Source organism: Exiguobacterium sp. s5, from assembly GCF_018618075.1.
Lineage (GTDB): Bacteria > Bacillota > Bacilli > Exiguobacteriales > Exiguobacteriaceae > Exiguobacterium > Exiguobacterium mexicanum_A.
In genome coordinates this window covers 71,891-89,846 of sequence record NZ_JACSLK010000002.1, presented here as the reverse complement: position 1 = coordinate 89,846, position 17,956 = coordinate 71,891, and the positions used below count along the sequence as shown (strand labels likewise).

The following is a 17,956-nucleotide window of genomic DNA, read 5'->3' as shown; positions in this document are numbered from 1 at the left end:
TAGTGTCAAAGAAGAAGACAGAGAACGTTAGCGTCTTTGCGCTTGGAGGCGTAGGCGAAATCGGGAAGAACATGTACGTCGTGGAACTAGACGACGACATCTTCGTCATCGATGCCGGCCTTATGTTTCCAGGCGATGAGATGCTCGGGATTGATATTGTCATCCCAGACATTACGTATTTAAAAGAAAATAAAGATCGGGTACGCGCGATTTTCATCACCCATGGTCACGAAGACCATATCGGTGGGCTCAGCTACGTACTCCGTGATTTGAAGCACGTTCCCGTGTATGGGACGAAATTGACGCTCGGTTTAATCGAGCTCAAATTGAAAGAGGCGGGCTTGTTAAAAGAAGTCGACCTCCGATTGATTGACGCCAAAACGAAATTGACTATCGCTGATCATTTCATCACTTTCTTCCGCGTCAACCACTCAATCCCGGATTGTGTCGGTGTCTGCATTCAAACGTCACAAGGCGCCATCGTACACACGGGCGACTTTAAGTTTGATTACACGCCAGTCGATGGGAAACAGTCGGACTTTAACAAGTTGGCAGCCATCGGCCAACGCGGCGTCCTCTGCTTATTGTCAGATTCGACGAATGCGGAACGCCCTGGCCAAACTGGTTCGGAGTCGCTCGTCGGCGCCGAGTTGAACGATGTCATCTATCAAGCTGAGGGCCGCGTCATCGTCGCCTCTTTCGCTTCGAACGTGCACCGTCTTCAACAAGTGTTCGCGGCAGCCGAGGCGAACGACCGCAAAGTCGCCGTCGTCGGTCGCAGCATGGTCAATATCGTCGAAGTGGCGCAGAAGCTCAACTACCTTCGCTTCAAGCCGAAGACGCTCGTCGAGCTGTCGCAAGTGAATCGCTTGCCTGACAACAAAGTCGTCATCTTGACGACCGGTTCGCAAGGCGAGCCGATGGCGGCCTTGACGCGCATGGCGCGCAACGCCCATAAGCAAGTGAACATCCGCTTGAACGACACGGTCGTCATCGCGGCGACACCGATTCCTGGGAACGAGAAGTCCGTCTCGAAGACGATCGACCTTTTGTTCCGCTCAGGAGCGAACGTCATCTATAACCAACGGAAAGTACACGTCTCGGGACACGGTTCGGCCGAAGAGCTCAAGCTCATGCTGAACCTCGTCAAACCGAAGTACTTCCTTCCGATTCACGGAGAATACCGGATGCAGATGGCCCACTCGAAACTCGCCGAGCAAGTCGGTGTGAAATCGAACAACATCTTCATCGTCGAAAAAGGGGATGTCGTCGAGTTCACGGGACGTAAAGCTCGGATGAGCCGGAAAGTACCGGCCGGCAACGTCTTGATCGATGGGATTGGCGTTGGGGACGTCGGGAACATCGTCCTCCGTGACCGTCGTCTCTTGTCACAAGACGGTGTCGTCCTCTGTGTCGTCACGTTGAACCGGAAACAGAAGAAATTGATTTCAGGACCTGAACTCATCTCGCGCGGATTCGTCTATATGCGTGAATCCGAAGAGATGATCTCAGAAGCGAACCGCATCGTCACGAAACAGATCGAGAAGAGTCTCCAGGCTGGAAGTGATTGGACCGAGTTGAAATCAAATATCCGCGAGCGGCTCAGCGTCTACTTGTTCGAACAGACGAAACGTCGTCCGATGATCTTGCCGATCATCATGGAGATTTAAGGAATTGAGATTGAGGCAAAAGTCATCAGACTTTTGCCTCGTTTTTTTAGGAGGAATCTAAGGTGGCACAAAAATCGAGAAAAACTCCGGCGAAGCGGAAGCGACCGACGACAAGGCGTGCGAAAAAACAGCCAATCCCACTACGTACATATGGCTGGGTCATGTTCGTCATGTCGATCACGGCGTTCATCTTCTCCTTGTTCGACTTCGGTTGGGTCGGGAATCAGACGTCACTCCTCGCGACGACGTTATTCGGAGGCTGGGGGGCACTCACGTATTTGGCAATCGCATTCACGTTGCTCGTCTTTTTAAACGAATTTCGTCCGATGCAACGGACGGGCATCCTGTTCCTGTTCGTCTCGTTTCTCATGTTCGGAGATTTGGTATGGGGAGCGGAACGGGGGACGATCAACGGGGCGCTGTATCAGCTCAACCAATACTTGCTCTCCGACTTTGGGATCATCTTTTTAGGCGTGCTATGCATGATCATCGGGATCTCGCTCTTATCGCCGACGATTTGGCGGACGATCGGGTCGCGCCTGCTCGAGACCGGTACGGCCATCAAACAAGAGTGGCGCGACCGGGAGCGGGTCAAACCGGCTCCGGTGTCCAATCGGAAGAAGGCGGTTTCGGCACCGGCAAAAGTTGAATCGAAGCCGGTCGAAGCCGAGCCTGAAGCAGACGCGGTGACGATGCATGACATCCCGATTGTCGGGTTCAGCGAGAAAGTCGTCGCCGAGAAACGTCCGAAAACGGAAGAAGTGGCCTCGACGGAGGAAGTGACGGAGCTACCGACCGAGGACATGATGATGACGGCGTCACAAGACGTGTCGGACACGTATGAATTGCCGACGTTCACCATCCTCAGCGAACCGGTCGTGACCGACCTGTCCGGCGAGAACGCCCGTTTGAAAGCAAATGCGACAAAACTCGTCCAAACGCTCAAATCGTTCGGCGTCGGTGTGAAGGTGTTAAAGATTCATCTTGGTCCGACCGTGACGAAATATGAACTGCAACCGGATATCGGGGTCAAAGTGAGCCGCATCACCTCGCTCAGCGATGACCTTGCCCTTGCGCTTGCCGCCAAAGACATCCGGATCGAGGCGCCGATCCCAGGAAAGGCCGCCATCGGGATTGAAGTGCCGAACCAGGAAGTGGCCCCGGTCTGTCTCCGTGAAGTGCTCGAGGCCGATCCGGTCAAGCGGGAGCAGTCGCCGCTCCTCGTCGCCCTTGGGCGCAGCATCAGTGGCGAGACGGTGACGATCGCCTTGAACAAGATGCCGCACTTGCTCGTCGCTGGTTCGACCGGTTCCGGGAAATCGGTCTGTATCAACGGCATGATCGTGTCGCTCTTGATGCGGACTCGTCCTGATGAAGTCCGGCTCATGATGATTGATCCGAAAATGGTCGAGTTGAACGTCTATAACGGTGTCCCACACTTGCTGACGCCGGTCGTGACGGATCCGAAGAAAGCTGCCCAAGCACTCAAACAAGTTGTCGCCGAGATGGAGCGGCGCTATGAGTTGTTCAGCCGTTATGGTGTGCGGAATATCGAAGGCTATAACGAACTCGTCGATAAATCGGACGATGAGGACGCCAAACGTCTGCCGTTCATCGTCGTCATCGTCGATGAGCTCGCCGATTTGATGATGGTCGCCTCGAACGACGTCGAGGACGCGATCATGCGTCTTGCCCAGATGGCACGGGCGGCCGGCATCCACATGGTGCTCGCCACCCAGCGTCCGTCTGTCGACGTCATTACGGGCGTCATCAAAGCGAACATCCCGTCCCGCATCGCGTTCGCCGTCTCGTCGCAGACGGATTCACGGACGATCCTTGACGGGGGAGGTGCTGAGAAGTTGCTCGGCCGGGGTGACATGCTCATGCTCGCCAACGGGATGAACAAACCGATCCGTGTGCAAGGTGCGTTCGTGTCGGACCAAGAAGTCGAAACGGTCGTCAATCATGTCATCGCCCAGCAACGGGCCCAATACGTCGAGGCGATGATGCCGAAAGAAGAAGAGGTCACGACCATTGATTCGGACGATTCATTGTTCGAAGAAGTCGTTCAATTCATCTTGACGCAAGAGACGGCGTCCACTTCGATGATTCAACGAAGATTCCGCATCGGTTATAACCGGGCAGCCCGCTTGATCGATTCACTCGAACAAGCCGGATATGTCGGGCCGTCAGAAGGCTCGAAGCCGCGGAAAGTGCTCATTAACCAACCAGAGGGTTAATAAATAAAACGAACGATTAGGTATAATCAATCCTAATCGTTCGTTTTTTATCTAATTTCAGATAATCCGGTTCAAACGACACGATCGGGGTCGACGTCATGTTGGGACGAACTAATATAGCACATCTGACCTATTTGATTCATTAGGACATACTACTAAAAATGTTGAACCGCTTTCATTTTTTAATACCGTTTTCATTTTACGATTTCTTTTCAAAGCCTGCCAGAACAGGTAATATAGACTATGAAGTGTACATAATCCCTTCACTTTAAAATATTTCCCTGATTCCGAACAAAAAGTATTGCGTTCTATTTCTCGAATCCCTATACTTAATATTGGCAAGGACATTCATACGTCAGATGTCTGAGCACTGGTAAGAAATAGGTAAAGGTGGTGAGGCCCATGTCGATCAAGCTCGATCATCGCTTGCTCTATCTTCGCGTGATTGAGAAAATCAAGCAAGATATCGACGATGGTGTCTATCGTGAAGGAGAGAAACTTCCTTCAGAATTCGAGTTATCGAAGCAACTAGGAGTCAGTCGAGCGACACTCCGGGAAGCACTTCGTATTCTCGAAGACGAGAAATTTGTCGTGCGGAAACATGGCGTCGGGACATTCATCAGTTCAAAACCCCCGTTTACTTCAGGGATTGAAGAGCTGTTCAGCGTCACGGACATGATCATGCGCGCCAAAATGACACCAGGAACGAAAGTGTTGGTGGCCGAAAAGGTTCTAGCGACCGAGAGAGAAGCCGAGCGTTTAAAAATCGAACCGAACTCACCGATTTATCGGATCGTCCGGATTCGATATGCGGATGAGACACCAGTCGTCTACTGTGTCGATAAAATCCCAGCCCATCTCGTCTCGAATCCGAAGGCGTTGACGGAAGGAAAGTCATTGTTTGATGCGCTCGAAAAAGAGGTAGGACGTCGGGTCGCATATGCGATCACGCACATCGAACCGAGTGTGAACGCTGAAATTTCGACGCAACTTCAAACGGACCAACCGTTACTGGCATTGAAACAATTGCATTACGATGAGAGCGACTTACCGCTGCTCGATTCGGCAAACTTTTTCCGAGCGGACCGCTTCGACTTCCACGTCGTCCGCAAACGCGTTTAAGCACGTTCGTTTTATCCGGAAACGGTTATTTTTGGGGAACAGCGTGAAAGCGCTTTCTTATACCGGTGTAAAGACTACTGATGACATGACAACCTTAATTGTTATGATCCGAAAGGGGAAACACGACGATGAACAAGAAAAAAACAATTCTCTCAGCTTTAGCAGCAGGTCTCACACTCTCGACAGTACTCGCAGCATGTGGCGGGGATGACAATGAAGGGGCATCGAACGGCGAAGGCGGCGGCGAAGGCAGTGACTTCAAAGTAGCGATGGTAACCGATACGGGCGGTGTCGATGATAAGTCGTTCAACCAATCAGCTTGGGAAGGTCTCACGAAGTTCGGGGAAGACAACAACTTGACTGAGAACGAAGGATTCAAATATCTTCAATCATCGAAGCAAGCAGACTACCAGCCAAACTTGCAACAATTGGCACGCGATAACTTCAACTTGATTTACGGAATCGGCTTCTTGATGGGCGAAGACATCCAAAAAGTTGCTGAGCAGTTCCCAGACAACAACTTCGCGATCGTCGACATGGTCGTTGATGCACCGAACGTCGCATCGATCACGTTCAAAGAGCAAGAAGGTTCGTTCCTCGTCGGTGTTGTCGCTGGTCTTACTACGAAAACTGACAAAGTTGGATTCGTCGGCGGCGTTGAGTCTGACTTGATCAAGAAGTTCGAGAACGGTTATAAAGCTGGCGTCATGGCCGTTAACCCGGATGCGACAATCGACGTGAAGTACGCTGAAGATTTCAACTCAGCTGAAAAAGGTACAGCAATCGCTTCAGGTATGTACGGAGCAGGCTCTGATATCGTGTACCACGCAGCAGGCGGTACTGGGGTTGGGGTATTCACAGAAGCGAAAAACCGTAAGAAGAACGGCGAAGATGTATGGGTCATCGGTGTTGACCGTGACCAATACGAAGAAGGTCTTCCAGAAAACGTAACGCTTACTTCAATGGTCAAACGTGTTGACACGGCTACTTACGAAGTATCGAAACTTGCGATGGAAGATAAGTTCCCAGCAGGCGAAATCGTTGAGTTCTCTTTGAAAGACGATGGTGTAGGGATTGCTGAAACATCTGATGAGAACGTTTCAGCTGACGTCCTCGCAAAAGTTGAAGAGTACCGCACACAGTTGATCGACGGAGACATCACGGCTCCAGCAACTGACGCTGAGTTCGAAGAGTTCATGAAAACAGTAAAATAATTCATTGAGTTAGGGGGGACCCATGCGGTCTCCCTTTACTTAAAGTTAGGGGTGGACTTTCTTGGAATATGTAATTGAAATGCTCAATATTCGCAAAGAGTTCGGAACGTTCGTTGCCAACGACAATATCACCCTCCAATTGCGCAAAGGAGAGATTCATGCGTTGCTCGGCGAGAACGGGGCCGGAAAATCGACGCTCATGAACGTCCTGTTCGGTCTTTATCAGCCGGAAGGCGGGGAGATCCGCGTGCGCGGGGAGAAAGTGAACATTGAGAATCCGAACATCGCCAACGACCTTGGGATCGGTATGGTACACCAACACTTCATGCTCGTTGAGAAGTTCACGGTGACCGAGAACATCATCCTCGGCTCAGAGCCGAAGAGTGGACTGACGGTCGACCGGGCGACGGCGCGTAAAAAAGTCATGGACATCTCGGAACAGTATGGTCTTCGGATCGATCCGGATGCGAAAATCGAGGATATCTCGGTCGGGATGCAACAACGGGTCGAAATTTTGAAGACGCTCTATCGCGGGGCCGAAATCTTGATTTTCGATGAGCCAACCGCTGTACTGACGCCGCAAGAGATTCAAGAACTCATTCAAATCATGAAGCGTCTGATTGAAGAAGGTAAATCGATCGTTTTGATCACGCATAAGCTGAAAGAGATCATGCAAGTCGCCGATCGCTGTACGGTCATCCGTCGTGGACGTTATATCGGTACGATTGATATCGATGAGACGGTCAACGAAGATCGTTTGGCAGAAATGATGGTCGGGCGTGAAGTTAACTTTGATGCGGAATATTCCAAGGCAGATCCACAGCAAGTCGTCCTCGACGTCCAAAAACTTGTCGTCAAAGACAGTCGCGGGCTCAAAGCCGTCGACGGCTTGGATTTACAGATTCGTTCAGGGGAAATCCTCGGGATTGCCGGGATTGACGGGAACGGACAAACCGAATTGATTGAAGCCATCTCGGGCTTGAAGAAACCCGAGTCTGGAAAAGTGATGTTGAACGGGAAAGACGTGACCGGGTTCACGCCGCGCAAAGTGACGGAGTCTGGTGTCGGCCACATCCCGCAAGACCGGCATAAACATGGCCTCGTCCTCGATTATACGATTCGCGACAACATGGTGCTCCAAACGTATTATAAAGAGCCGTTCTCGAAGCGCGGTTTGATGAACTATAAAGCCGTGGCTGAGAAAGCGAAAGCGTTGATTGAGAAGTTTGACGTCCGAACTCCATCGGTCGATGTACCTGCCCGTGCCTTGTCGGGTGGTAACCAACAGAAAGCCATCATCGCCCGTGAAGTCGACCGGTCACCTGACTTGTTGATCGCGGCGCAACCGACGCGAGGTCTTGACGTCGGGGCAATCGAATTCATTCATGAACAGCTCATCAAAGAGCGTGAAAAAGGACGCGCCGTCTTGTTGATCTCGTTCGAGCTCGAAGAGATTTTACACGTCGCGGACCGAATCGCCGTTTTGTATGAAGGGAAGATTGTCGGAATCCGTGATCCGAAAGAGACGACGGAGCAAGAACTCGGCTTCTTGATGGCCGGCGGTAAGAGAGGAGAAGAAACAGTATGAATAAACTAGGATTTAATCGACTGCTCATCCCGCTCTTGTCGATCTTGATGGGACTTCTCGTCGGGGCGATCGTCATGCTCATCGGTGGCTATGACCCGATTCGAGGGTTCTCGTCACTGTTTGAAGGCATGGTCGGCAGCCCGTACGCAATTGGTGAGACGCTTCGCGCCGCAGCGCCGCTCATCTTCTCAGGTTTGGCGGTCGCGTTCGCGTTCCGGACCGGCCTCTTCAACATCGGGGTCGAAGGCCAAGTGTTGATTGGCTGGGTGGCAGCGGTGTATGTCGGGATCAACTTTGATTTGCCGATGTTCATCCACTTGCCGCTCGCGCTTCTCGCGGCCATGTTCGCAGCAGCGCTCTGGGCGTTCGTACCTGGTTTCTTGAAAGCCAAGTTCCACGTCCACGAAGTTATCACATCGATCATGATGAACTATATCGCGCTCTACACGACGAACGCGATTTTGCGCAGTGTCATCGGGGTAACGAACGAACGCACCGAATCCATTAAAGATTCGGCGTCGCTCGCGTCACCGATGCTTCAAGAATTGACGACGTTCTCGCGCTTGCATTGGGGTGTCCTCATCGCCGTGCTCGCAGCGATCGTCTATTACTACATCTTGCAACGGACGACGCTCGGTTATGAGCTTCGTGCCGTCGGTTTCAACAAACACGCATCGCAGTACGCAGGAATGAGCGTCAACCGGAACATCATTCTCTCATTCGTCATCTCGGGTATGTTCGCAGGACTCGCAGGGGCGATGGAAGGTCTCGGTACGTTCAACGGCATGACGCTCAGCGCCTCGTTCACCGGAGTCGGTTTTGACGGGATCGCCGTCGCGCTCCTCGGTGCGAACACGGCCGTCGGTGTCGTCTTGGCAGCTATCTTGTTCGCTGGACTCAATATCGGCGGACTCGCGATGCAGCTCGGTGCGAACATCCCATCTGAGCTCGTCAAAGTCATCATCGCCGCGATTGTCATCTTCGTGGCTTCAGGTTACGCCTTTAACTACGTGATTGACAAATTCAAAGGAAATCGTAAGAAAGGAGTGGAGAAAAAATGAGCTTCTTAGAAGTCCTCTACATCGTCGTGCCGGTTGCCTTAGCCTATGCGACTCCACTCATCATCGCGGCGCTCGGCGGCATCTTCAGTGAACGTTCGGGTGTCGTCAACATCGCCTTAGAAGGCATCATGGTCATCGGTGCTGCGACAGGAATTATCACGACGCTCACGTTGACAGATATGGGGCTGGGCGGTCTCAGTCCATGGATCTCACTTTTGGTCGCTATGGTCGTCGGTGCGCTCTTCTCGCTCTTCTTGGCGGTGCCGGCCATCCTTTGGCGGGCTGACCAGACGGTACTCGGGGTCGCGATCAACATGCTCGCGATCGGACTCGCCATCTTCGTCGTCCGTGTGCTTTACAACAAAGGGCAGACCGACTTCATCGAGTTTCGGATTGCCAAAGAGAACGTTCCGATTCTATCGGATATCCCGGTGCTTCGCATGTTCTTCATCAACGTGCAGTACACGTCGTTCATTGCGATCATTCTCGCGTTCGTCGTCTGGTTCGTCATCTTCAAGACACCGTTCGGTCTTCGTCTCCGTTCGGTCGGGGAACACCCGATGGCGGCTGACACGATGGGGATCAACGTCACGAAAATGCGCTTCATGGGCGTCATGCTCTCAGGAGCGTTCGGCGGACTCGCTGGTGCAGTGTACGCTGTCACCGTCACGACGAACTTCAGCGGGACGACGATCGTCGGTCAAGGTTTCTTGGCCATCGCCGCCATGATTTTCGGGAAGTGGAATCCGCTCGGCGCGCTCGGTGCCGGTCTGTTCTTCGGATTCGCCCAAGCGTTGTCGATCATCGGTAGCAACTTGCCGGTCATCAGCAACGTGCCGCAAGTGTTGCTCTTGATTGCGCCGTATGCGCTCACGATCCTTGCTCTCGCAGGTGTCGTCGGACGTGCGGATGCACCGAAATCGGTCGGTATCCCATATATTAAAGGGAAACGCTAATCATCAAAAGGACAAATGTCCATTTCATCCAGGTTGTTTGACGCTTAAGTCAAACAACCTTTTTTGTTATACTGGTGTAGAGGTGAGATAATTGAAAAAATGGTGGCAACTGCTGATCGCCGTCGTGCTGAGCGTTTCGCTCGCGGGCTGCTCCGTCGATGACTGGTTCGCCGAACAAATCGACCCGCCAGAATCGCTCGTCGAACTCGAGGCCGATTTTCCGTCGGCGTCGGTCGCGCAACAAGTCGCACGGCCGCTCGGCAAGACCGAGACGGTCACGCTCGACCGCGTCATCGACGGAGATACGCTCAAAGTCGAGTTTGAGAACGGAGCGACCGAATCGATTCGTCTCTTGCTCGTCGATACGCCAGAGACGAGCCATCCGACGCTGCCGGTCCAACCGTTCGGAGAGGATGCGAAATCATTCGTCGAGCGTTGGCTGCCAGAAGGAGATACGATCACACTCGAGTATGACGTCGGGCGCTACGATCGCTATCAACGGACACTCGCCTACGTCTGGTATGACGAAGCGATGTTGAACGAGGAATTGTTGCGCCGCGGGTTGGCGCGTGTCGCCTATGTATACGCGCCGAACACGCAACACGTCGATGCGTTTCGGGAGGTCGAGCAGGCCGCGCGTCAGGAATTGCTCGGGATTTGGAGTCTTGAGGACTACGTGACCGGCAACGGCTTCGACCATGAGGCGACCGAGCCGGCCCAGCCGAAACGTGACACGGATGGATGTGACATTAAAGGGAATATCAATCGGGACGGAGAGAAGATTTATCACGTTCCGGGCGGGGCGAGCTATGAGCGAACGATCCCAGAAGAGATGTTCTGTACAGAGGAAGAGGCGCGTGAAGCGGGTTTCCGGAAAGCGACGCGATAAAAAAAGACATGTGCGCCCTTCAGGCACACATGTCTCTCTTATTCGTACTTGAGTGCGTCGCCATCGAACGATTCGTCCGCGACTTTAATTGAGTCGGTCGGGCATCCTTCGAACGCGTCCATCAAGTCCTCATACAATTCGTCCGGGACTTCGATCGTGCCCGTGTTGTCGTCCATCAAGTTGAACGCGAGGCCTTCGTCGTCATAGTCGAAGATGTCTGGGGCGGCTGCTCCGCAGGCCCCACATGCGATACATGTATCTTTATCAACAATCGTAAATTTTGCCATTTGTAACCCTCCATACGTTTCGTCTCTCTGCATAGAAATGATTTTCTACTGACTATGAGTAATTGTAGTCTACATACCCAAATATTTCAATGAGGAAACGAATAACGTTTTGGAAGCATAATTTTGACCGAGGAGGTGGAACGATGGTTCATTTAGCGGACGGGGTGTTGTTGCTTTCGATTGAGCGCTTGAAAGGGGAGCGCAGCGAGCGCAGTTTGTTTCATGTGTTGAACGGCAAACGTTCGGCGACGACACTGCAAGATGCCTTTTTTTATGACTTGGAACCAATTTTCGGATTGTTCCCCTATACGAAGTACGACTATGAGAAACTGCTCGCCTCGTTCGAGAAGCGAGGCTGGCTCAACCGTTCGAGCTTCACGTTGACCGAGGCCGGCAAGATGCTCGCTTCGCCGGAGGCGGTCAGTGAGCTGTTCGACCGTCTCGGCGGTGAGTATCGGGACTATACGACGATGACGTGGAAGCGGCTCAGTTTGTTCGTCCAGACGTTCATGTCGCTCGAGCATGAGCGGACGTTCTATCCGGTGCAGGCCGATCGGTTGGCCGAACGCTGGGTCAAACAGATCGTCCGGACCGAGCGGGAGTGGCAACCGCTGATCCACAGCTTTCACCAGGAGCTTGAAACGGCGCTTGAAGAAGTGGGGGACCCGTACGCGACCGCCGTCGTCTATCGGTTCACCGGTGCGTTCGAGACAGGATACACGTATGAACAAATCGCCTCGCTTCTCGATGTCGATGGGCGCACGGCGCGGCTCTATTTTTTGGCCGGGTGGAATGCGCTCCTGTGGAAATTGCCAAGGGATGCCAAGTTGCTTGGCTTCGCGCACGGCTTGTCGAGCGAGCGGATGACGTTGTCGGCGCGCGAGTCGTATGAGCAGTTTTCGGCTGGTCGAACGTTCCAACAAGTCCAGTCCCAGCGACGGTTGCGCACGAGTACGATTGAAGACCACGTCGTCGAGATGGCGATGTATTTAGACGAGTTCCCGCTCGACCAATTTGTTCCGCTCGAGCAAATCAAGCAAGTCGAGCAGTTGCGTGACGAGTCGAGCTGGGCGCTCAAGCCGATTTTTGAACAAATCGACGGGATCAGTTACTATCAAATCCGATTGGTGTTCGCGAGATTGAAACGAGGTGAGACATTTGTTTGAGAAGACGTTGAAGCGGGTGTTCGGCTACGACAGCTTCCGTCCCGGTCAACGGGATGTGATCGAAGCGGTCGCCGACGGCCAGGACGTGTTGGCGATCATGCCGACCGGAGCGGGCAAGTCGTTGACGTTCCAACTCCCGTCCTATCTTAAAAATGACGGGCTGACCATCATCGTGTCACCGCTCTTGTCGCTAATCGAAGATCAGATGCTCCACATCCGTGAACGGGGCGAGCGGGGAGTGGCGCGATTGACATCGATGGAGACGCTCGAGGAGAAACAAGACATCTTGAACCATTTGAAGCGTTATCGCTTCTTATATTTATCGCCCGAACAACTCGCCGTGCCGCACGTGACGCGGGCGCTCGCTCGGACGCGGATTCAAATGCTCGTCGTCGACGAGGCCCACTGTATTTCGCAGTGGGGCCATGAGTTTCGACCCGAGTATGCCCGTCTAGGCGAGTTGCGTAAACAACTCGGCAGCCCGCAGTGCATGGCCGTCACCGCGACGGCCCCGGAGACGGTGAAACGGGATATCATCGAGAAGTTGGCGTTGTTCTCGCCGGCGCAGTTCGTCCATTCGGCAAACCGGCCTGAGATTCGACTCATCGTCGAACGTCTCGAGTCCGAGGACAAGATGCGGCGGTTGAGCGAGCTCGTCCATGACGTCCCGAAACCGGCCGTCATCTATACGGCGACACGGCGTGAAGCCGAAGCACTCGCGCTTCATCTTGACGACGCCTTGTTTTATCACGGTGGCATGTCGACTGAGGACCGCCGGCTCGTGCAATCGCAATTTTTGCGAGATGAAGTCGCGATCATGGTATGTACGAGTGCGTTCGGGATGGGTGTGAATAAAGACAACGTCCGTTCGGTCATCCATTATCAAATCCCGGCCACGCTCGAGGCGTACATGCAAGAAATCGGGCGTGCCGGACGAGACGGCGAACCCGCATTTGCCGTCTTGCTCTATGCCGAAGGCGACGAACGCATTCAACAGTTTTTAATCGACCAACAATATCCGAAAGACAAAGACATCCGTCTCGCGTATTTGGAACGCGACAACGGCACGAGTCTGGCCCAACTGCCGCGTCTCTTGCGGTTGAACGAGGAAGACCCGGTTTGGGGATTGTTGAACCAGATGCTCGCCGAGCGGACGCTTGCCGAGGCGATTGATTGGGTAAAAGATAGAAAGCGGGCCCGCTATCGCCAGCTCGGACAGATGATGGACTACGCCCTCATCAAGACGTGCCGGCGTGATTACTTGTTGAACTATTTCTCGGAACAACCGGTCAAACAAGCCGATTGTTGCGATGTCTGTGGGGAGATTGTGTTCCCGCCGTCGGTTCAAATTGTGTCTAAAAATGTGACAGATTGGAAACATCGTTTATCTCGTATCTTCTCCTTTGATTGATATCATAGTAAAATGATAAAAAAGGTAAAGGAGGGCACACGTTGCGACATCGGAACCAAGCGGACTCACTTCGTGAACAAGTGGTGGACACGTTGCCGTCTCGCGCTGAACGACAAGAGCATGAGCGGAAAGAAAAATTGAACGACAATTGGCTGAAACGGCCGCTCGCTATGATGCTGACATTGACGATGTTTGCCATTATTCTCGTATTTTTATATATAGGTCGTCATACAATATTTTTCTGACAATACGACGGGGACGTCGTATTTTTTTATGAGCAATCTTTGTTTTGTCGAACCAATCGCACAATCTCACCAATTTCTCACAGGAATTGCACAATAAAACAGGTAAAGCGCTTCAGATGGGTCTATACTAAATAAGAAGAACTTGTAGGAAAGGAGGGGCTGCTGTGCCGAAGTACTCCATTAAGACGGTCGCGTCGCTCACCGGGGTCAACCCGACGACGATTCGAGCGTGGGAACGCCGCTATCAATTCATCGTGCCGAGCCGGACCGAATCCGGCCACCGATTGTATTCCGACCAAGACGTCGAAAAGATTAAATGGGTCGTTGAAAAACAACGGGAAGGCTTGACCGTTTCCCAAGCGATTCAACAACTTCATGAAGCCCCGAAGCCGAAGCCTGCCCGCCTCTATGACGAGGAGCTCATGGACGGGTTGCTCGAGGCGTTACTTTCATTTGACGAACGCAAGGCGCACGATTTGATCAATCGTGCCTTTAATACGTTCAGTTTTGAGAAGGTCACGAAAGATATCATTGGTCCGTTGTTGATGGAGATCGGGACGCGTTGGGAGAATGGGGACATCACGATCGCGCATGAGCATTTTGCGACCGCTTTTTTGCGGGCCCGATTGTCGACCCTCTCGCTGCAGATGCCGATGAACCCATTTTTACCGCGGATCATTTGTGTGTGTGCCCCGGGCGAGATGCACGAGATCGGTCTGTTGTTCGTGACGCTTTACTTGCGTCAATATGGATACGACGTGATTTTCCTTGGTGCGGGCTTCCCGAAAGAGGATTTAAATGAGGCGTTGCACGATATCGACGCCAAGTGCTTGATTTTCTCCTGCACGTTGACGGAACATCTCGAGGACCTGAAAGAGGCGATGCGATTTATCCAAGCGGATCATCCCGATCTCGTCATCGGGGCCGGCGGATATGCCGTCAGCCTTCACGCGACCGAGTTTGAGTCGGCCTTCCTTGGAGATACGCCCGAAGCATGGACCGAGTGGTTGTCAACTATTTGACAGGTTGCACAAACGAGAGTAGCTTATAAAGTAGGATTGATTAATCTTTGGAGGTTTTCGTTTGAGATTTGAAAAGCAAACTAAAGAACATTTAAGGGTATATTTGACGGCGAGTGACCTTTCGATTCGAGGGATTGCCATCGATACGATCGTTGGCGAGAGTGGTCAAGACTTGTGGCGGGAATTGCTCGAGACGGCGGAAGCGGAATTCGGTTTCATGCCCCAAGGCACCGTCGACTTGAACGTGACAATGTTTCCCCGTGATGGGCTCGTCATCGACGTCCAAAAAGTCGAGGCAGCCGTCCCGGATGCGGATCAAGAACAAGTCGAGATCCGTTTGACGATCGATGTGATTCATCATCTGATTTATCAGTTTGATGATATCGAGGACGTCATCAACGCCTCGGTCCGTTTGTTCCCGCACATGCAGGATACGGAGCAGGGCGGGGCGCTCTACCATTATGACGGACACTATTATTTACACTTCGTCGAAGTGCTCAAACCGGACGTCGAAGAGCGGTTGGCCGCCATCTTGTCGGAATACGGCCGCACGACGACCGTCAGCCCTTACGTCATGATGGAGTATGGCAAGACGATTCAAACTGAACAAGCCGTGAAACAGCTGTACGATACGTTCGCGTAAGTACGGCTTTTTTACTGTTCTGTTTCTATTGTTTTCAGCCGACACATGGTATGATAAAACTTGAATTTTTGAGAAGTTAGCCGAAGGAGAGATTTGATGAAAGTCGCGGTATTATATGGTGGTGTATCAGGTGAGCGGGAAGTGTCGCTCACGAGTGGTAAAGGAATGATTGAAGCGCTCGAAGCACGGGGTCACGACGTCGTGGCGATTGATTTTCACCCGGACCGGGCCAATGAGCTGTTGACGCTTCAAGCCGACGTCGTCGTCAGCGCCCTGCATGGCAAATACGGCGAAGATGGCCGTGTTCAGTCGCTCTTAGAGATGGCCGGATTGCCGTACACGGGGTCGGGCGTTTTGGCATCAGCGCTCGCGATGGACAAAGCCCGTGCGAAAATTATTTTCGCCGCTGCCGGCATTCGCATCGCCCGTGACGTCCTCATCGAGTCGGGCGACGACATCGACGCAAAAATCGTCGAGTGGGGCAGTGAGTTTCCATGTGTCGTCAAGCCGGCCCAAGAAGGGTCATCGAACGGATTGACGATCGCGATGGACGAAGCGATGCTCCGTGAAGGGATTGATAAAGCGTTCGCGTGCGATACGGCTGTCTTGGTCGAGCAATATATTAAAGGCCGTGAGTTGACGGTACCCGTCCTTGGGAATCACGGGGCTGAGGCCGCACTCCCGGTCATCGAGATCATCCCGAAAAATGAATTTTATGACTATGAGTCGAAGTATTCAGAAGGTGGATCGATTCACGTTTGTCCGGCCGAGTTGCCGGACGCGTTGACTGAAGAAGTTCAAACGGCTGCCATCAAAGCGCACCGTGCCCTCGGTTGCAGCGGTTATTCTCGTTCGGACTTCCTCGTCTCTGAAGATGGGCTCGCTTATATTTTAGAGACGAACACGCTTCCGGGTATGACACCGCTCAGCTTGTTCCCGGACAGCGCCCGGGCCGTCGGGATCTCGTACGGTGAGCTGTTAGAGCGATTCATCGAACTGGCACTAGAAAAGTAAGAAGGGAACTCCCCCTTCTTTTTTCATTTTAGAAAACGCTTTCATTATTTTTGTAAAAGCCTTTCAAATTGGGCGCGTATCAGCTATACTTTTAAACGAATACGAGGTTGATTCTTGGGGGAGAATTGACAATTTAGGGGAGGAAACCTTCATGATTACGGATCAAGAAAAAGGTCATCAAAAACGAAAAAACATCCTTGAATCGACACAAGAAGTGATACACGAGGCGCTTGATAAGCTCGGGTATCCAGAAGAGATGTATGAGCTCTTGAAAGAGCCACTTCGGATGTTGACCGTCCGCATCCCGGTACGTATGGATGACGGATCGACAAAGATTTTCACAGGATACCGGGCGCAACATAATGACGCGGTCGGACCGACGAAAGGTGGGATTCGCTTCCACCCGAGCGTGACGGAGGTCGAAGTGAAGGCGTTGTCGGTCTGGATGAGCTTGAAGGCCGGAATTGTCGACCTTCCATACGGTGGCGGTAAAGGCGGGATCGTCTGTGATCCGCGTGAGATGAGTTTCCGTGAAATCGAACGATTGAGCCGGGGTTATGTCCGAGCCATCAGTCAAATCGTCGGACCGACGAAAGATATCCCAGCGCCGGACGTGTTCACGAACTCGCAAATCATGGCGTGGATGATGGATGAGTATAGCCGCATCGATGAATTCAATTCGCCGGGCTTCATCACTGGTAAACCGCTCGTGCTCGGTGGCTCGCATGGACGTGAGACGGCGACGGCAAAAGGTGTCGCCATCATGATCCGGGAAGCGGCGCTGCGCCGTGGGATCGAATTGAAAGGAGCGCGTGTCGTCGTCCAAGGGTTCGGGAATGCTGGTAGCTTCTTGTCGAAGTTCATGCATGACGCCGGGGCGAAAGTGATCGCCGTCAGCGATGCATATGGTGCGATCCACGATGAGAACGGGCTCGATATCCCGTATCTTCTCGATCGTCGAGATTCGTTCGGGACGATCTCGACGCTCTTCAAGAACACGATCTCGAACAAAGAAATGTTAGAACTCGACTGCGACATCTTGGTCCCGGCCGCGATCGAGAACCAAATCACCGAAGACAACGCCGACAACATCAAGGCGTCCATCGTCGTCGAGGCCGCCAACGGACCGACGACGAACGAAGCGACCCGCATCTTGACAGAGCGCGGCATCCTGCTTGTCCCGGATGTACTCGCTTCGAGCGGTGGGGTAACCGTCTCGTATTTCGAATGGGTTCAAAACAATCAAGGATACTATTGGACGGAAGAGGAAGTGGAAGAGAAGCTTGAGAAAGTGCTCGTCCACTCGTTCAATACGGTGTATAACACGTCATCGGCCCGTAAAGTCGACATGCGTCTCGCCGCCTATATGGTCGGTGTACGCAAGATGGCGGAAGCATCGCGTTTCCGCGGTTGGGTATAATTAAACAG

Annotated in this window: 16 protein-coding genes; 15 read left to right on the top strand and 1 reads right to left on the bottom strand. The window is 52.7% G+C overall.

Translation table 11 applies throughout. The annotated features are described in order from the left end of the window. Positions 1-2: 2 nt before the first annotated feature. From KNP60_RS04540 to KNP60_RS04505, 8 genes are all read left to right on the top strand, one after another. On the top strand, positions 3-1,670 hold the full coding sequence (locus KNP60_RS04540; protein WP_034777292.1) for a ribonuclease J: 1,668 nt from the start codon (positions 3-5) through the stop codon (positions 1,668-1,670). A 62-nt stretch (positions 1,671-1,732) separates the two neighbouring features. After that, on the top strand, positions 1,733-3,910 hold the full coding sequence (locus tag KNP60_RS04535) for a DNA translocase FtsK (protein WP_034777293.1): 2,178 nt from the start codon (positions 1,733-1,735) through the stop codon (positions 3,908-3,910). A gap of 402 nt (positions 3,911-4,312) precedes the next feature. Next, positions 4,313-5,032: a GntR family transcriptional regulator gene (locus tag KNP60_RS04530; protein WP_034777294.1), complete on the top strand. Its 720-nt coding sequence runs from the start codon at positions 4,313-4,315 to the stop codon at positions 5,030-5,032. A 128-nt stretch (positions 5,033-5,160) separates the two neighbouring features. Next, positions 5,161-6,246: a BMP family lipoprotein gene (locus KNP60_RS04525; protein WP_034777296.1), complete on the top strand. Its 1,086-nt coding sequence runs from the start codon at positions 5,161-5,163 to the stop codon at positions 6,244-6,246. Between the two features lie 61 nt (positions 6,247-6,307). Further along, a complete protein-coding gene (locus tag KNP60_RS04520) occupies positions 6,308-7,834 on the top strand; it encodes an ABC transporter ATP-binding protein (RefSeq protein ID WP_034777297.1) in 1,527 nt (508 codons plus the stop codon). Next, positions 7,831-8,895, top strand: a complete 1,065-nt coding sequence (locus tag KNP60_RS04515; protein WP_034777298.1) for an ABC transporter permease — start codon at positions 7,831-7,833, stop codon at positions 8,893-8,895. Before KNP60_RS04520 ends, KNP60_RS04515 begins: the two co-directional genes overlap by 4 nt. After that, positions 8,892-9,851 carry an ABC transporter permease gene (locus tag KNP60_RS04510; RefSeq protein WP_034777299.1) on the top strand — a complete coding sequence of 320 codons (960 nt, stop codon included), beginning with the start codon at positions 8,892-8,894 and terminating at the stop codon, positions 9,849-9,851. The genes KNP60_RS04515 and KNP60_RS04510 overlap by 4 nt, the downstream gene beginning before the upstream one ends. Before the next feature lie 91 nt (positions 9,852-9,942). Continuing rightward, positions 9,943-10,740: a thermonuclease family protein gene (locus tag KNP60_RS04505; RefSeq protein WP_034777300.1), complete on the top strand. Its 798-nt coding sequence runs from the start codon at positions 9,943-9,945 to the stop codon at positions 10,738-10,740. A gap of 38 nt (positions 10,741-10,778) precedes the next feature. On the opposite strand, the gene KNP60_RS04500 is transcribed toward KNP60_RS04505, so the two are convergent. Beyond that, positions 10,779-11,027, bottom strand: coding sequence for a ferredoxin (locus KNP60_RS04500; protein WP_021067177.1), 249 nt, complete (start codon positions 11,025-11,027; stop codon positions 10,779-10,781). A 143-nt stretch (positions 11,028-11,170) separates the two neighbouring features. Here KNP60_RS04500 and KNP60_RS04495 point away from each other — a divergent pair, with 143 nt between their 5' ends. From KNP60_RS04495 to KNP60_RS04465, 7 genes are all read left to right on the top strand, one after another. Next, a complete protein-coding gene (locus KNP60_RS04495) occupies positions 11,171-12,193 on the top strand; it encodes a YpbB family protein (RefSeq protein ID WP_251131339.1) in 1,023 nt (340 codons plus the stop codon). Then, positions 12,177-13,604, top strand: a complete 1,428-nt coding sequence (locus KNP60_RS04490; RefSeq protein ID WP_084592791.1) for a RecQ family ATP-dependent DNA helicase — start codon at positions 12,177-12,179, stop codon at positions 13,602-13,604. Before KNP60_RS04495 ends, KNP60_RS04490 begins: the two co-directional genes overlap by 17 nt. A 41-nt stretch (positions 13,605-13,645) precedes the next feature. Further along, positions 13,646-13,849, top strand: coding sequence for a hypothetical protein (locus tag KNP60_RS04485; RefSeq protein ID WP_034777302.1), 204 nt, complete (start codon positions 13,646-13,648; stop codon positions 13,847-13,849). Between the two features lie 164 nt (positions 13,850-14,013). Continuing rightward, entirely contained in the window at positions 14,014-14,871 is an 858-nt protein-coding gene (locus KNP60_RS04480; RefSeq protein WP_034777304.1) for a MerR family transcriptional regulator, read from the top strand. A 61-nt stretch (positions 14,872-14,932) separates the two neighbouring features. Beyond that, positions 14,933-15,514: an adaptor protein MecA gene (locus KNP60_RS04475; protein WP_034777305.1), complete on the top strand. Its 582-nt coding sequence runs from the start codon at positions 14,933-14,935 to the stop codon at positions 15,512-15,514. A gap of 96 nt (positions 15,515-15,610) precedes the next feature. Then, positions 15,611-16,528: a D-alanine--D-alanine ligase gene (locus tag KNP60_RS04470; RefSeq protein WP_034777306.1), complete on the top strand. Its 918-nt coding sequence runs from the start codon at positions 15,611-15,613 to the stop codon at positions 16,526-16,528. A 151-nt stretch (positions 16,529-16,679) separates the two neighbouring features. Continuing rightward, positions 16,680-17,948, top strand: a complete 1,269-nt coding sequence (locus KNP60_RS04465; RefSeq protein WP_021067184.1) for a Glu/Leu/Phe/Val family dehydrogenase — start codon at positions 16,680-16,682, stop codon at positions 17,946-17,948. The last annotated feature ends 8 nt before the right edge of the window (positions 17,949-17,956 follow it).

Coding starts and splice junctions, on each gene's coding strand:
- KNP60_RS04470 (WP_034777306.1), top strand. CDS start 15,611: ATGAAAGTCGCGGTATTATATGGTGGTGTATCAGGTGAGCGGGAAGTG.
- KNP60_RS04465 (WP_021067184.1), top strand. CDS start 16,680: ATGATTACGGATCAAGAAAAAGGTCATCAAAAACGAAAAAACATCCTT.
- KNP60_RS04495 (WP_251131339.1), top strand. CDS start 11,171: ATGGTTCATTTAGCGGACGGGGTGTTGTTGCTTTCGATTGAGCGCTTG.
- KNP60_RS04510 (WP_034777299.1), top strand. CDS start 8,892: ATGAGCTTCTTAGAAGTCCTCTACATCGTCGTGCCGGTTGCCTTAGCC.
- KNP60_RS04525 (WP_034777296.1), top strand. CDS start 5,161: ATGAACAAGAAAAAAACAATTCTCTCAGCTTTAGCAGCAGGTCTCACA.
- KNP60_RS04515 (WP_034777298.1), top strand. CDS start 7,831: ATGAATAAACTAGGATTTAATCGACTGCTCATCCCGCTCTTGTCGATC.
- KNP60_RS04500 (WP_021067177.1), bottom strand. CDS start 11,027: ATGGCAAAATTTACGATTGTTGATAAAGATACATGTATCGCATGTGGG.
- KNP60_RS04530 (WP_034777294.1), top strand. CDS start 4,313: ATGTCGATCAAGCTCGATCATCGCTTGCTCTATCTTCGCGTGATTGAG.